Below are 16275 nucleotides of genomic sequence, written 5' to 3' on the forward strand. Positions count from 1 at the left end.
TGCTCGATAATGTGTCTTTGTCACATCACGACCATTATGGCACAGGTGAGGAATACGGCAGAGGTGCTGCGGACAGAGACCACACAAGACCTGATGGAGAACATCCTACCATTCTGGATTACACATACCGTCGACCCAAACGGCGGTTTCTATGGTCTGGTACTGAACGATGGTCAGGCTATTGGGAAAGCGCCCAAGGGTGCTGTTCTAAATGCTCGCCTGCTGTGGACCTTCTCGAAGGCCTATCGTCATTACAGTCTCGAGATATACCGTACGATGGCCAACCGTGCTGCTGACTACTACATACACCATTTCATCGACCCGAAATACGGTGGAGTCGTTTGGTCAGTTACCCATGAAGGGCATATCGAAGATGCCACCAAACAGACCTATGCCTGCGCCTTCGGTATCTACGGACTGGCAGAGCACTTCAGGGCTACAGGCAATCGGACGAGTCTGGACGCGGCACTGAAGCTATACGCCACATTAGAGGAGAAGGTGCACGACAAAAAAAGAATGGGCTATATAGAGTCTTTCCAGCGTAACTACTCGAAAGCACCCATCAAAGGGGTTGACGGACTGGCCAATGCCACCAAGACGATGAACACGCATATCCATCTGCTGGAAGCCTTCACCGCGTTGTATCAAGTATGGCCCGATGAAGGATTGCGGAACAATCTTAAGGAACTGATCGGCATCCTACAGACTAAACTCTATTCCCCTAAGCGTAGTCACCTCATCCTATACTGCGACGACGACTGGAATGCGATAGGAGAAAATGACTCCTATGGCCACGACATTGAGACATCATGGCTGTTGACAGAGGCAGCCGCCGTCGTAGGCGATTCTATTCTGAAGATACAGGTTGACCAACAGGCCATAAAGATGGTCCGTACAGCTCTCAGGGAGGGAGTCAGTGCCGAGGGGACGATGTATTACGAGAAGACTCCGCAAGGCCTGAATAAGAAACTGTCATGGTGGCCTCAATGCGAGATGATCATCGGCTGCGTGAACGCCTGGCAACTCACAGGCGACAAGTCATTTCTCAATGCTGCTCTTCGGAACTGGTCATACGTCAAGACCCACTTTGTCGACCACGAACAGGGTGACTGGTATAAATACCTCACCGAAGACGGTCTTCCAATAAATGCTCCAAAGGTAAGCGACTGGAACTGTCCCTATCATCACAGTCGGGTGGCCTTCGAACTGGCGGAACGACTGAAGCCCATCAAGGCGCATACCGAGGTCATGGCGTGGAGCAACATGACGGGTGTCCGACTAGAGGGTGAACTGATCGACTTTGAGTCGTCATTGCGTGTCGGCACACTAGGCAGAGATATTGAGAAAAGTGGGAGAGAGAAACAGGAGCATATCCATTATCACCGTGATGGCAACACCCAGACGACCGTCACCCCGATGCACGGAGCAACGATCACGCAGACAGTGACCGACACCACCAGTCAGACCGTCGCCTTGCAGTGGCATATCGAAGCGAAGGAGGATCTCGACGAGGAAGCGTGGTTCTGCATGAGTTTCTCGCCACGGTACTATGCCACAGCCAAGATCAGCATACAAAAGAGGAAAGTGACCGTCACTGCTCCTGAACGTCAAATCACGCTGACCTTCGACCGTTCGGTTGAGGCGACAGTCAGGGAGGAAGATGGTGACAAGGTGCTCTATATCACCCTAATGCCGACACTTCGAAAAGGAGCCAAGGCAACCCTTTCTGCCACGATGTCCGTTAATGGCAAACGTCATCATGAGACTGCGACGATAACCTTCGACCACATGCACCCTGGTAGGATTTTCACTGGCTTCGGCGGGAACTTCCGCATCCAGAATCCCCTCAAGGACCCCACGGTCATCGACTATTGTCTAAGGAATATGCGTGTGGCCTTCGGACGTGTGGAGATGCCATGGATGATCTGGGACATGCAAGGAGCGGCTGCCCCACATGTGAAGCAAAGTGCAGAGATGGCACGACGTCTGAAACAGACAGGTATGCCCGTCATTGTCAGTTGCTGGTTCCCACCCATGTGGGCTGGTGAGAGGACCACCCGCTCCGACGGTACGTCGTTCGCTTTCCGTCTAAAGGATTCGGAACAGCAACGGATATTCGCCTCATTGACTGACTATCTGGAGTTTCTGAAGAGAGACTACGGCGTGGAGGCCGACTATTTCTCATTCAACGAATCGGACCTAGGCATCAACGTGGTCTTCACCCCCGAAGAACACCGTGACTTCATCAAGGCTTTCGGACAGTATCTGGCTGACCGCGGTTTGAAAACCCGCCTACTGTTGGGTGACAATTCCGATGCCACGACCTTCGACTTTATCCTACCAGCACTCAACGACCCGTCTGCACATAAATACATCGGTGCCATCTCATTCCACTCCTGGAGAGGATGTGATGACGAGACACTCAACAAATGGGCGGAGGCCTCACGACAAATCAATGTGCCTCTGATTGTTGGTGAAGGTAGTACAGACGCTGCGGCTCACCAATATCCCGCCATTTTCAATGAATCGACATTCGCTCTCTATGAGATCAACCTCTACCTGCGGCTCTGTGCAATCTGCCAACCGCTGAGCATTCTGCAATGGCAACTCACCTCTGACTACTCACCACTATGGGGCGACGGCATCTATGGCTCGAAGGGGCCCCTGCACCCTACACAACGTTTTTTCAACCTGATGCAATTGGCTATGACTCCACAAGACGCCTTTGCCGTACCTGTATCTTGTGACAAGGAAAACATACAGACAGCGGGGTTTGTGAAGATGGCCACAGGTGAGTGGGCCATCCATCTAGTTAACAATGGTGCGTCGTGCGAGTCAACCATTTCAGGACTGCCTGTCACGACAAAAGAAGTGGTTGTCTATGTGACCAACAGAGACTGTCATGCCGAGGCCCGTCTCGTTAGGGTCAACGATGGTCAGCTAACCGTTCGATTGCCTGCCGAGAGTTTTATTACAATCATCGTTTGATCATCTCATCCCCGTTATGAATTTGTATTTCATAGCGGGGATGATTTTTCCCCTCTGGTGTAGTCTGTTTGCGAAAAAAAATGTAATTTTGCAGCGAATAACCAAAAAACGAACAGATCAACATGAGAGTGCAATCTAAAATCCTGCTGCTGGCGGTCCTACTGACAGTTACTGATACCGTCATGGCAAAAACATCAACTATTCAGCGCAAACAACGACTTAACGATCATTGGCAGTTTGTCGAAAACGACAGCGATTTCACCAAGGCCAACACCGTGACCCTTCCTCACGACTGGAGCATCCTGCATCATTTCGATGCCAACGCACCTGCCGGCAATGATGGAGGTTACCTGCCTACTGGCAAGGGCTGGTATCGACGCATCCTCACCCTCGACAAGCGTTATGAGGGTAAGAAGATACGTCTATACTTTGAGGGCATCTATATGAACTCACACGTCTATATCAATGGTCATCAGGTTGGCGGATGGCCCTACGGCTACTCTGGCTTCTGGGTAGATGCCACCCCCTATGTCTCTACAGGACGCAATGAGATTGTGGTGAGTGTGGACAACTCCCAACAGAAGAACTGCCGCTGGTATACTGGTTCTGGTATCTATCGTAACGTGTGGCTCGTGACCACTGATAAGACCTATATTGACGATTGGAGCATCGCCGTGAGCACCCCCGATATCCATCATGTGGAACTGACTGCCACGGTTATCTTGCCCGACGGCACAACCCGTCCCCTGCAGCGCACCATCGAGGTGGCCGATCCTCAACTCTGGTCGCCCGACTCCCCTTATCTCTACCAAACAGAGTTAGCGATTTCCGAGGGCGACCACGTCAGCGTCACCTATGGCATCCGTACCATCGACTATAGTGCAGAGAAAGGGTTCCTGCTCAACGGCAAGCCTCTGAAGTTGAACGGTGCTTGTGTGCATCACGACAACGGTATCCTTGGTGCTGCAGCCTACGACGATGCCGAATACCGTAAGGCACGATTGATGAAAGAAGCCGGCTTCAATGCTGTTCGCACCTCACACAATCCACCTTCAGAGGCCTTCCTCCGCGCCTGCGATGAACTAGGCCTATTGGTCATCGACGAGGCTCTCGACGGCTGGCGCGAGAAGAAGAACGACAACATCTACGACTATTCCACGCTCTTCGACCAGTGGTGGCAGCGCGACATCGACGCCATGGTACTGCGCGACCGTCTGCACCCCAGCATCTTCTGCTGGAGTACTGGCAACGAGGTCATCGAACGGAAGAAGATCGAGGTGGTGAAGACCGCTCATCAGCTGGCATCCCGTATCCGCGCCCTCGATCCGCAGCAACGCCCTGTCACCTCGGCACTGGCTGCCTGGGACCGCGACTGGGATATCTACGATCCCCTGGCTGCCGAGCATGATATCGTGGGCTACAACTACATGATCTTCATGGCTGAGAGCGACCATCAGCGTGTGCCACGGCGTGTGATGATGCAGACAGAAAGCTATCCCCGTGATGCCTGGCGCAACTACCAGACCGTACAGACCCACGACTATATCATCGGCGACTTTGTATGGACTGGGCTCGACTATATCGGAGAATCAGGCATCGGACGATACTATTATGAAGGAGAAGTACCTGGTGAGTCGTGGGAGCGACCGCTCTATCCGTGGCATGCCGCCTATTGCGGCGATGTCGACCTCACTGGCTCCCGCAAGCCTATCAGCTTCTACCGTTCGATGCTGTGGAATACTCGTACGAAGGAGCAGGAAGAGGGACTCTACCTTGCTGTGCGCGAACCAGACGGTTATCTAGGCAAGGTCAAGACCTCGATGTGGAGCACCTGGCCGACACAGAACAGTTGGACATGGCCAGGATGGGAAGGCAAACCCATCGAGGTGGAAGTATATAGCCGTGAGCCGAAGGTCCGTCTCTTACTGAACGGTCAACTGGTTGCCGAACAGGACACAAAAGAGATGAAAGCGACCTTCACCCTACCATATCAGACGGGCACCCTATGTGCTGAGGCTGGCGAACAACGCGTGGAACTGCAGACCGCAGGTACCCCTGCCGCCATCCGTCTCACTGCCGACCGCAGCACCCTGAAGGCTGATGGGCAATCTCTTGCCTTCATCACTGCAGAGGTGGTTGACGCTCAGGGGTGCGTTGTTCCTACAGCCGATCATACCCTCACCTTCACCGTGGACGGCAACGCCACGCTCCTTGCTGTCGGCAACGCTAATGTCAAGGATGAAGCGCCCTATTATGATACGACGCATCAGGTATGGCATGGCCGTGCTCTGGCCGTCATCCGCAACAACGGTCGCTCCGGGAAATCAACGCTGAGAGTATCGGCAGAAGGACTGCCATCAACTCAGATCACATTCAGATAACAACCATGACACAGAAAAGAACAACATCGGAGTTCATCACAGAACTCCAGCCGGGCGAGATCTTCGTGTTCGGCAGCAACCTGGAAGGAATGCACGGCGGTGGGGCCGCCTATACCGCCTATCGTAAGTTTGGCGCCATCATGGGACAGGGCGTTGGATTACAAGGACAGAGCTACGGCATACCCACGATGCATGGCGGCGTGGAAGCCATCCGCCCGTATGTGGACGAGTTTATCCTGTTCGCCAAGGCACATCCCGAACTGACCTTCCTCGTGACGCGCATCGGCTGTGGCATCGCCGGATTCACTGATGAAGAGATCGCGCCACTGTTCAGGGATGCACACGACGTGGAGAACATCGTATTGCCCCCCAACTGGTAGAACCTGTCTGAAAACACCTGCACTTTTTCAGCAAAAGGTGGGTCATTATGAAAAAAAAGTCGTACATTTGCAACTACCAATCTTTTAGAAACTTAAAAAACATATCAACATTCCTAAACATGAAACTCTTTTCATACATCAAAAATCAGAAGAGACTGCCAGTCATTATGGCGATGTCAGTCTTTGTCGTCCATTCCATAATGGCTCAAAACTCCAATCCTAGAGGATTGTACAGGCTTACCGAGATCGTTCATCAGGATGGCAAACATCTGGAGACAGGTTATAGACAGTACAGGTATTGCCTGGATAACTCTACGATCGTATTGACCTCCCCCTCTATCGACAACATCGAAAAGTCATTCGATTTCCAGATTACAAGTCCTGACGGGAAACCACTGACCCTCACAGGAGAACTGTCAAAGACAGACAACAAAGGAACCCAGATTATCGGTACCTCAGACAGTACCTTCACCTATCGCTGGTATAACAACCAAAACAAGTCCGACGAGCGACTGTTCCCCTATCAGACGAATATCGACGAGGCATACATGTTGGTAAAAGACTCTACAGATGCAGCACAACGGGCTTTGAACCTGTTGCAGATGAAATTGGGTCCCAAGCAGCACCGTTTACAAGGCATATGGAAACAACGCGGTATACAACAGACGAACGATGCCAGTTCACAGTATTGGATACGACGAGGCAGGATGGACACCTACTTGATCCTCGGAGAGCACGAGGCCGTCATCGCCATTCCCATCCCAGGCTCCCCATCTGCCAATCTGCAGGGTTTCTACACCCCTTGTAGTATTCTCAGCGACAACGCCTTTGAATACGACGGAAAGGCATCCATCGTACACTGGTTTAATGAGGAAACGATTTCCATTACCGCCCTCCAAGACGGACACCCATACGTGACCATCTGGGATCGTTGCGGTCTACCCCAAAATATTCAACAAGCATTCGGCACAGACACACCGCAGACATCGAAAGACCTCTCCCGTTTCTATACGGACGGCTTCATCGAGAAATACGGTCAACAACCCGACTCCATCCGTCAGGCCTATGAGACCTTCGACTATACCATTGATGCCAACGAGCGGAACAACGCCATCTTCCCAGTCTTGATGCGAAGCGGTTTTGAAGATGAGTACAAGGCACTGAAAGACTCGCTCATGGCACGTCTCATGAGAGGTGAGATCAATATTGACGATGCTGTAGGACAATATGTGTTCTGGTTCTATAAAAACTTCGACCGTCATACGAACTGTTCTTCGCAACGCTTTTACAAGTTGCGTTCAGAAGCTTTCGTAAACTACGAGAAACTCATTCCGCAATATGCGCCAGAGCCCGTAGGTTGTAAGGTAGACGACGAGACCTACCTCTTGCGTCTGCCATCAAGTATGGGCGACAAGCCCACCTGGGAATGGACACAGAAGAAGGCCGAGGAGTTCAAGCAGTCAGGCTGCCAATACCTTATCCTCGACCTGCGTGGTAACCATGGTGGCAGCGACGCCTTTGGCGAGATCTTTGCCAAGATGATGTGCGACTGCAGTGCAATGAACGACGAACAGTCTTTCTACAGGAGCAGCACGTTGAACAATGAGCGGTTGAAGAAAATCAGCAGTGTCTATTCCTACATGAACCATATCCTGACAGAGGCGCTCTCGACAGAGGAAGGAGCCCTCATCAACTGGCATACCACCCTCAAAGGAACAGACAAATACACACCGCTGGTGCGTAAGGGAGCAATCATCATCGACAACTACAGTGCCAGCGCCGGTGAGTCACCAGTCCGTTTTGTCCGTAACTACTCCAAGAAACATGCCACCGTCTATGGTCGTGAGCGCACCAACGGCTGTGAGCTGTCAGGCAACTGCAACACAATCCGATTGCCCCACAGCAATCTTTCCCTGACCTACCCCATGACGGTAGACGCCGCCTTTGAGGAAGCCTGCAAGGAGCGGGAACCAGGTCATAAGCCCGATGTCATCATCCCCCTGCCCTATCCTGAGCAGCTCACTGATAACATCGACCCCTGGGTGCTCTGGGTAGCCAAGAAAATGAAGAAATAAAACGATACAAGGAAAGCATGGACAAGAAGACTGTCTTTACAATGTTGCTGACTCTTGCCACCATGACTATTGGTGCGCAGAACCTGTCACATTACAAACGGGTCGTCAAGGAACTGAGCTCCGCCAAGTATCAAGGGCGCGGCTATGCCAAGCATGGTGCCAACAAGGCCGGAAGATTCCTACAGAAAGAGTTCCAGAAGGCAGGAGTGGACGAGGTGACGCTACAACCGTTCAAGTTGGATATCAACACCTTCTGCGGTCAGATGCAGATATGGGCCGATGGCAAGAAACTTCGTGCTGGCATCGACTTCTCCATGCGCGAGTACTCCCCTGGTGTCCACGGAGAGTTCCCCGTTTACCACGTAGATACACTGAACTTCGATGCCGACCGTCTACTGGCCGACCTGTCCAAACCTGAGAATGCCAACTGTATGGTTGCCTGCGAGTTCTGGTTCACCTACCGTCATCGCAAGGTTTTCTCCAAGCTCCAGAAGGCAGGAGAATGCCCCAACGCAGGACTCCTCTATACGCTGGAGGCACCTGTCAAGTTCTTTAAGGCATACGGAGAAAGAGTGATCGACAAACCCATCATTTGGGTAACGCCAGAGGCCATTGAGGGTGTGGAGCGCATAAAGGCCGATGTGGACAACCAGTTCCTGAAGGACTATGAGTGTTTCAATGTCATCGCCAAGGTCGAAGGACAGCGGCACGATAGTTGCTACGTCTTCACAGCCCACTACGACCATCTGGGTAATCTGGGAAAGAAGATCTTCTACGCTGGTGCCAATGACAATGCCTCTGGCACTGCCACCATCGTGACCCTGGCAGAATACTACGCCAAGAACCGTCCTCTGTACGACATGTACTTCATTGCCTTCTCAGGCGAGGATGCCAACCTGCGTGGTTCCACTTGGTATGCCGAGCATCCTAAGGTGCCGTTGAGCCAGATCAGATACCTCTTTAATATCGACATGATTGGTGATAACAACCCCACCCAGTATTGTGAGGTGAGCGAAGAGGGTATGCGCGGCTTCAGACTCTTCGAGCAGATCAACTCCGAGAAAAAACACTTCGAGTCCCTGCATCGCGGCGACCTGGCAGCCAACAGCGACCATTATCCCTTTGCCGAGCGACATGTGCCCTGCATCTTCCTGGAAAATGAGAATGGTGACGCCTTCCAATACTATCACACCATCTTCGACACATATAAGACTGTCCGCTTCGACAGCTACGAGCCAGTATTCCGTCTGGTGCGCGACTTCATAGAACAGTATTAAGGAAGAGGAAAACATAAAAACAATAAGGTCGCTAGCTCTCAAGGACTAGCGACCTATGTTTTTTATGCGAAGCAAAAACCAGTTGACTATTGAATCGCCTCGATCAACTGCTCGCAGATGCTTTTCATACCACTGATAGAGGGGTGTCCGTTCTGTTTATCTATGTCATGCAGTTCGATGAGTTGAACGTTATAATGCTTACAGATCTCACGGAACGACTCGTTAATCGACTCTGCGAGCTCAGAGTTCAACAGAGCATAGACCACTGCACTGGGATAGCGTTTCTGAAGTTTCTCGAGCAGGCATGCGAGGGCTGGACGGAAGCTCATGCAATCCTCCTTCGTCCAGTCAGCATACTGATATTCGCCCACAGGCGACTTAGCCCATGCGTCGTTAGTGCCACCAAACAGGAAAATGATGTCAGGATTACCCAGACTGTCGACACGCGCAATGAAATTGTTACGCGAGAAGTCCATACCACCATAGCCCGTGCCACAGATGGTGGTGCCACCCCAGGAATCGTTCTTTTCCAACTGATAGCCTTTCGCCTTGATATAAAGACTCCACCAGGTCTGCTCCACCTCGACGACGTCATTTCTGTCGTTGGGGTAGAACGAGGAGTAATGAGCAGGGATAACACCCTGGAAGGTGGAATACGAGTCGCCTAGGATAGACACTTTCTTAGTTTGTGCTGAGACAGCGACTGAAACAACTGCCATCAGCGTCAGGATGATTAACTTTTTCATGTTTTAAGTTTTTATTCAACTGCAAAGATATACATTTCATTTCTAAAAAACCAAAAACATAACAAAAAAAAAGAGCAACCTTTTGGGTTGCTCAACTTTTGGCGGAGAGAGAGGTATCTCTCGCGGAAGGAGAGGATCCCTATATTTTTCCGTCTAACACACTGAGAACCAGCACCGTTAGCATTTGTCCCTATGTGGTTCGATTTCTCATCTGTAATTAATTTGTAATACTCTTCTTTTTCGGTCAGATTTCGCTTGTTTTCGCTCATCATAACCTTTTCGGATGCAAAGTTACGAATAATTTTCGATATGTGTACCAGTTGGAGCAAATAATAACATTATTTTCTTTTGTCCGTTCCCTCTACCCTACCTCATGGTGATCATTGAAATGGAAAAGCGATAAAGACAACTCGCGAATTAGACCATAATAATCTATACCATTGAATTACACTCGGGGGAAGGCTTCGCCGTGGGGGCAGACAGTCCCCATTGAGAAATAAAGAAATCACAAAAATGCTGTCCCACCTTATTTTATATGGGACAGATGTTTTGAACCGCTGTCAATCGTGCCAATGTTAACGTGTCGTCAGACCGACATCTTTGGCACGACCTTGTTCGTGGATAAAATCTTTATCTGGATAAAGTGACTACGGTTTTTGTTGACTTTGAGAAAATCTCCTGTTGATTTGAGTGCCGGAACTCGTAAAAAAACATAATTTTAGAAGAAAAACCAAGATATTTGGCAGAAAATGAAAAATTTTCATTATCTTTGTAGCATAAAAACTTTATCGTATGGAAGATGTAAACAGAATTAAATTGGTTCTCGTAGAGAAAAAACGTACCAGCAAATGGCTGGCAGAGCAGCTCGGTGTTAACCCTTCGACTGTCAGCAAGTGGTGTACGAACTCTTCCCAACCAGACCTTGCATGTATATTAAAGATTGCAGATCTACTGGAAGTTGACTTAAAAGAACTCTTTGTGAGAGAGTACAAACAATATCTCCTTTCTCAGGAGTTAAAATGAATAATGTAGCACTATCGCGGCAAGGTCGTTCGTAGGGTGTAACTATATCGTAGCAAGGGCATAGGATAGGTGTAGCTTAGACAGAGCCGAAACCTTCGAGAGAGGTTGGGGAGAGGTTCGAGAGACCTTCGAGAAGCCAAGCCGAGTCTTTCGTTAGGGTAAGAAGAGGGTAAGAAGACCCCAAGAAGAGAGATAGAAGATAGTAAGAAGTAAATAAGAATAAAAACGAGATAGTAAAGAAAAATATGGTAAATAAAGAACCGGGATATGTTTATATTCTCACTAATCCAAGCTTTAGAGAGGATTGGGTGAAAATTGGGAAAAGCAGTCGTCCTGTAGATGTGAGAAGCAAGGAATTGGATAATACAGCCGTTCCTCTGCCTTTCGAGATTTTCGCCACAATGAAGACGGCGAAGTATAACGAGGTGGAGAAACTGGTACATAAAACCATTGACCGCCTCACCGATTTGCGTATCCGACAGAACCGTGAGTTCTTTAATGTTGCTCCGCAAATGGCTCTCGACATTTTCCGCGATATAGCAATGACGATAGATGATGCAGAAGTAACCCTTTACGAAGACAACAAGCCAATAGTGGAAAGCGGGTGCAAGGAACCACAGAAACGAGAGGTAAAACGTCCTCGTTTCAAGTTCTCTATGTGTGGCATTAAGATTGGCGAGCAAGTCACATTCGACCCAACGGGTCTTGTTGTAAAGGTTGCCTCAGATGACAGCATCGAGTATGAAGGACGCATTTATAAACTCTCTCCCTTCGTTGGTACCTTTATGCCAGAAGAACATCGTAACACTTCTGGTGCCTATCAAGGTGCCAAGTACTTCTCGTACAATGGGAAGGTATTGGATGAGATAAGAAAAGAAAAAGAATGTATCGAATAGCTAAGATAGTACATTATGATTACAAAAGATAATTTAGCCGCCCTTTTATTACATCCGAATTTTGGTTTCACGAAAAGGGGTAATATATATAAGAAAGAGTATTCTCAAGGCGCAAGTATTGAAGTAAACACCGATACTCAGAAAATTACATATTCTCCAGTAGATTCTCTTTTCAAAGAAGGCGAATTCCCCACAAAAGACAAGCCGGCTAATGGTTTTGTAATTCATAGGGATACGACATTAAATTTTAGCGCAAATGAAAATTTTGTCTGTTTGGTTTGTACCCATCTTTTGCTTAAAAAGGGATACGAGCCAAAGCATATCGTCTTTGAGCCCGCATTTAAAGTAGGCCACGTAAATAAGCCTTCATATGGCGACATACTTGTTTTTGACAAAGAATACAATCCGCTTGTTTTGATAGAAAACAAAACATTTGGAACGGAATTCAGCAAAGAATGGAACTTGATGCAGAAAGATGGAGGACAGCTTTTCAGCTACCTTGGTCCACTCGTTAATGTTATGGGGCGATGCCAGAATCTTGTTCTTTTTGCTGCCGACTTTGACGAAAAGGAAGTCCTTCTCAAAAACCATATTATCACTCTAAAGGATAATGAAAAACGTCTCAAAGAGTTGGATAATGCAAAGTCATTTGCAGATGCCCAAGGAAAATATTATGAAGTTTGGGATCAGACATACGGAAAGTCATTCGAGACTAAAGGTCTTTTTGAAGACGACATCGAGGCCTATTCTGTTGGAAAACTCAAATATACGATAAATGATTTGAAGGGGTTGTCTCATGCAGAGATACGCCCTATATACCATGAGTTTGCAACGATATTGAGAAATCATGCAATCACCGATTTCGAACATTCGTTTTATATCCTTATCGATCTGTTCCTCTGTAAGATTACCGACGAACTTAACAACCCTGATGACCTACAGTTTTATTATAAAGGAATTGCCCGTGACACGCCCAAGGAATATTGTAATCGATTGTTGAAACTGTACCAGCAGGGAAAGCGGCAGCTCTTTAATGTGGAGGTTGTAAACAAGGATGAGGAAGATATCAAGCAGATTTTTGAAGATACCGGTCGTTCTCTTGTAACCAATGGACTGTTCGCAGGCATCAAGGAGCTGTTTGAAGAAATGAAGTTCTACAACATCAAGAAGTTCAACTTCATAGATGTGGAAAATCGGGAAGAATTTGAAATGAACTTTCAGATTCTGATAAAAATTGCAGCCCTCATACAGGACATCAACCTGAGCTCCAGCGAAACCAACCATTTCTTTGGCGACCTGTTTGAGGGTCTTCTTTCCAAAAACGTTCACCAGACGGAAGGGCAGTTCTTTACACCACTTCCAATAGTCAACTTTATCATCAATTCTTTGCCTCAGTTCCCTAATACCGACAAGGTGAAGGTACTGGATTATGCCTGTGGCGCCGGCCATTTCCTGACCGAGTTCGTAAAGCATTATCCAAAGGCTAAGATATACGGGATAGAGAAAAGCCAAACGTTGAGTCAGGTTGCAAAAATCGCTACTATCATTAATGGCTGTCAGGACTCTCGCATCATCTTTAAGGACTCGCTAAGTCATATAAACACGATGGATGTACGCTATCAAGGGTTTGAAAAAGAGTCTTTTGACTGTATTATTGCTAATCCACCTTATAGCGTGAAAGGGTTCTTAAATACGATGGAGCAAAAAGATCGTGACCAATTTGAACTAGCAAAGACTATCGAAGAAAAAACGTTCTCTACAAATAGGTCGATTGAGTGTTTCTTTGTAGAACGTGCACATTATTTTTTGAAGAAAGACGGTCTAATGGGCATCGTTCTTCCAAGTTCGCTGTTGAGCAACGAAAATATTTATACCAAAACCCGTGAGATCATTTTCGCGAACTTCAACATTCTGGCAATTGCTGTGATGAACAGTCGCACATTTGGCTCAACAGGAACAAACACCGTTATTCTTTTTGCCCAAAAGGTAAAGAAAAACTCAGAGGGGTTGCTCCACACTTTTTTAGACAAAAAGGATTACACCCAATATACAACCAGTAGCGCAATTGATTCCTATATTAAGAAACAGGGTTATTCCAAAGATGAGTATTTTGCGTTTATGCAAGACAATGTTCTTGGAGACAACCTTAAAGAAACAAATGTGTTCAAGGACTATGCCGCAAACTTTAAGAAGAGCAGCATAAGCAAAAGTATCCAAAAAGAATGGTTTGCCAAATCCAGTTACTATTTGGAAGGACTAAAGGAAAGCTCAAAGGAATACAAGAAGCAGTTTGCTCTTTTCTTGTCAAGTGATGACTACAAACAACTAGAAGAAGCTGAATATAAAAGACAATTCGTAGCCTTTGCAAAAGACATAGAATGCAAAAAGCTTAATGTCTATATTCAGACAGAAAACAATATCGTTGCCATTTTGCAGTCCCCACCTGAGAAGGTCAATAATAAGAGTAATAAAGCCGAGGTGGTCAAGTTCTTGGGTTATGACTGGAGCAACCGCAAGGGTGATGAAGGCATCAAGTACCTGACAAGTAAAGTTCAGGAAACCGCAACTTCAGACGACGAGGACGATAAAGATACTGAAATCGTTCAAGCCATCAATTCCATCAAATACATTGAAACGCCTCTTTATAATCCTGGCGATGACAATGATGTTTCAAAATTCTCATACGCACTAAGGAAACATATAACGGGCAGTTGTAACAAATTCTCTTTTGGGACAGCAAAGGCTATTATCGAAAAACCTTTTGTAGGGGAGAATAATGCTCTTTTGCAAATTGCTCGACTTACCGACTTGATTGATTTTGGGAAAACGTCTTTTAATCTTGCTATCAGAACTCTTGTTGAACAAAAGGAGGCAGTGGTTCAGTATAGATGTCCAACAAAACGGTTGGAGCAATTGTTATTACCTATTGACGGTTCATTAACAAAAATCAGCAAAGAAGAAATATTGTCAGAAGGAGAATATCCTGTTATCACTCAGGAAGCGGATAATCTCATTTCGGGCTATACAAACATTAATGAACCGATAACAGATTTGCCGTTGATTGTTTTTGGCGATCATTCGTGTACTTTCAAATATGCCGATTTTAAGTTTGTCAGAGGTGCAGATGGTACACAGCTTATAAAGGTTAACGAAGAAGAGATTCTCACAAAATACCTATATCATTTTTTGCTCACTATTAAGATAGAAAACTCTGAAAAATATGAAAGACATTTTAAGTATTTGAAAAACATTCAAATACCTCTTCCATCGATAACTCAACAACAAAAGATTGAAACAGAATGTCAGAAGATTGATGACGAGTCACATAAGGCAGAAGAAAGAATTTCCGAGTTGCAAGAAAATATTAACGTGATAGTAACTGACATAAAAGGCAAAATAACAAAACTTGGTACTATTGCACAGTTTAAGAATGGACTGAATTATAAAGAAACTCCTGTTGGTGATACTGTTAGTATTGTTGGCGTAGCGAACTTCAAAGATAACAAGTCACCAAAATGGGACGAAGTCAAAACCATTACCATCAGTGATAATGTTGACGACTCTTACCTCTTGCACAAGAATGACCTTGTAACTGTGAGGTCAAATGGTTCAAGAGAGTTAGTTGGTCGTTTTATGCTTATTGATAAGGAACCCGAAGAGCGAACTACATTTTCCGGTTTCTCAATAAGAGTACGTATTGTGTCTGACGAAGTGGATAGCGAGTTTCTTTATTACCTGCTGTCTTCTGCAAATATCAAACAACGTCTTACAACGGGAAGCAATGGTGCCAATATAAAAAGTCTCAACCAGGATTTGTTATCAAATCTTGAAATACCGCTTCCCTCACTATCAGAGCAAAAGAATGTTATCGATAAAATTGGAGCAATTGAAAGCCAGATAGCATCCCTCAAAGCCATCTGTGACGAAGCTGCTGATCGCAAAAAGGCAGTTTTACATCGAGAATTAATTGAAGACGACAAGCAGGAAAGTACTATCGAGACTGTTGAAATTGACACAGAGAAAGACGAATCCAAGGCGATTATTCTCCCTGAATATCGCGAAGGATGCATTCCCCTTTATACATTACGTGCAGCCTGTGGCTATTTTGAGGATGAAGAAGTTCCCGAAGAAGAGGGCTGGGTGGATGCTTCTAACAATGGTTTTACTCCCGACCCAAAGCGTCATTTCGTGATTCATGCTAAAGGCAATTCTATGTTGCCAAAGATAAAGGATGGCGATCTCTGCGTATTTGAGTGGTATAGAGCAGGTTCACGCAATGGTGAGATAGTGCTTACTCAAAGCAGCGAATTTGATTCTGATTATGGTGGCAAATATACCATCAAGAAATACCATAGCGAGAAAGTGGTGACAGAAGAAGGCTGGCAACATAGCAAGGTAGAGCTGATTCCGTTGAACAAAGACTTTGATGTGATTGTGCTTGACGAAGAGACCGAATATAGAACTATTGGAATTCTAAAGTGTGTTCTGTAACAGGAGTGGCAACGAAAC

The 16275-nt window shown here is 46.9% G+C and carries 10 protein-coding genes; 8 read left to right on the forward strand and 2 right to left on the reverse strand.

What is annotated here, in order from left to right; genetic code table 11:
- The first annotated feature begins 36 nt into the window (after positions 1-36).
- From BMY63_RS03900 to BMY63_RS03920, 5 genes are all read left to right on the forward strand, one after another.
- Positions 37-2988 carry an AGE family epimerase/isomerase gene (locus BMY63_RS03900; RefSeq protein ID WP_218141883.1) on the forward strand — a complete coding sequence of 984 codons (2952 nt, stop codon included), beginning with the start codon at positions 37-39 and terminating at the stop codon, positions 2986-2988.
- 122 nt (positions 2989-3110) lie between these two features.
- Positions 3111-5369 carry a glycoside hydrolase family 2 TIM barrel-domain containing protein gene (locus BMY63_RS03905; protein WP_091914809.1) on the forward strand — a complete coding sequence of 753 codons (2259 nt, stop codon included), beginning with the start codon at positions 3111-3113 and terminating at the stop codon, positions 5367-5369.
- Positions 5370-5374: 5 nt separating this feature from the next.
- Positions 5375-5749: an A1S_2505 family phage non-structural protein gene (locus BMY63_RS03910; RefSeq protein ID WP_091899846.1), complete on the forward strand. Its 375-nt coding sequence runs from the start codon at positions 5375-5377 to the stop codon at positions 5747-5749.
- 119 nt (positions 5750-5868) lie between these two features.
- Positions 5869-7824: a S41 family peptidase gene (locus BMY63_RS03915; protein WP_177178372.1), complete on the forward strand. Its 1956-nt coding sequence runs from the start codon at positions 5869-5871 to the stop codon at positions 7822-7824.
- A gap of 17 nt (positions 7825-7841) precedes the next feature.
- Positions 7842-9101, forward strand: coding sequence for a M28 family metallopeptidase (locus BMY63_RS03920; RefSeq protein ID WP_091899848.1), 1260 nt, complete (start codon positions 7842-7844; stop codon positions 9099-9101).
- Positions 9102-9187: 86 nt separating this feature from the next.
- Here the strand turns inward: BMY63_RS03920 and BMY63_RS03925 are convergent, their stop codons facing one another.
- Both BMY63_RS03925 and BMY63_RS03930 read right to left on the reverse strand, forming a co-directional pair.
- Complete coding sequence (locus BMY63_RS03925; protein ID WP_091899849.1) at positions 9188-9847, reverse strand: SGNH/GDSL hydrolase family protein; 660 nt, start codon at positions 9845-9847, stop codon at positions 9188-9190.
- A gap of 11 nt (positions 9848-9858) precedes the next feature.
- Complete coding sequence (locus BMY63_RS03930) at positions 9859-10119, reverse strand: hypothetical protein (RefSeq protein ID WP_091914812.1); 261 nt, start codon at positions 10117-10119, stop codon at positions 9859-9861.
- Positions 10120-10639: 520 nt separating this feature from the next.
- On the opposite strand from BMY63_RS03930, the gene BMY63_RS03935 reads away from it, so the two are divergent.
- From BMY63_RS03935 to BMY63_RS03945, 3 genes are all read left to right on the forward strand, one after another.
- Positions 10640-10870 carry a helix-turn-helix transcriptional regulator gene (locus BMY63_RS03935; RefSeq protein ID WP_073210116.1) on the forward strand — a complete coding sequence of 77 codons (231 nt, stop codon included), beginning with the start codon at positions 10640-10642 and terminating at the stop codon, positions 10868-10870.
- A 245-nt stretch (positions 10871-11115) separates the two neighbouring features.
- Positions 11116-11766: a GIY-YIG nuclease family protein gene (locus BMY63_RS03940; RefSeq protein ID WP_091914814.1), complete on the forward strand. Its 651-nt coding sequence runs from the start codon at positions 11116-11118 to the stop codon at positions 11764-11766.
- 15 nt (positions 11767-11781) lie between these two features.
- Positions 11782-16257, forward strand: a complete 4476-nt coding sequence (locus BMY63_RS03945; protein ID WP_091914816.1) for an N-6 DNA methylase — start codon at positions 11782-11784, stop codon at positions 16255-16257.
- Positions 16258-16275 lie beyond the last annotated feature (18 nt).

The organism is Prevotella aff. ruminicola Tc2-24 (assembly GCF_900110895.1).
In the GTDB taxonomy this organism is placed as follows: Bacteria; Bacteroidota; Bacteroidia; order Bacteroidales; family Bacteroidaceae; genus Prevotella.

Excerpts from the sequence above, each read along its gene's own strand:
- BMY63_RS03915 (WP_177178372.1), top strand. The coding sequence starts at position 5,869 with ATGAAACTCTTTTCATACATCAAAAATCAGAAGAGACTGCCAGTCATT.
- BMY63_RS03910 (WP_091899846.1), top strand. The coding sequence starts at position 5,375 with ATGACACAGAAAAGAACAACATCGGAGTTCATCACAGAACTCCAGCCG.
- BMY63_RS03940 (WP_091914814.1), top strand. The coding sequence starts at position 11,116 with ATGGTAAATAAAGAACCGGGATATGTTTATATTCTCACTAATCCAAGC.
- BMY63_RS03905 (WP_091914809.1), top strand. The coding sequence starts at position 3,111 with ATGAGAGTGCAATCTAAAATCCTGCTGCTGGCGGTCCTACTGACAGTT.
- BMY63_RS03935 (WP_073210116.1), top strand. The coding sequence starts at position 10,640 with ATGGAAGATGTAAACAGAATTAAATTGGTTCTCGTAGAGAAAAAACGT.
- BMY63_RS03945 (WP_091914816.1), top strand. The coding sequence starts at position 11,782 with ATGATTACAAAAGATAATTTAGCCGCCCTTTTATTACATCCGAATTTT.
- BMY63_RS03930 (WP_091914812.1), bottom strand. The coding sequence starts at position 10,119 with ATGATGAGCGAAAACAAGCGAAATCTGACCGAAAAAGAAGAGTATTAC.
- BMY63_RS03925 (WP_091899849.1), bottom strand. The coding sequence starts at position 9,847 with ATGAAAAAGTTAATCATCCTGACGCTGATGGCAGTTGTTTCAGTCGCT.
- BMY63_RS03920 (WP_091899848.1), top strand. The coding sequence starts at position 7,842 with ATGGACAAGAAGACTGTCTTTACAATGTTGCTGACTCTTGCCACCATG.
- BMY63_RS03900 (WP_218141883.1), top strand. The coding sequence starts at position 37 with ATGGCACAGGTGAGGAATACGGCAGAGGTGCTGCGGACAGAGACCACA.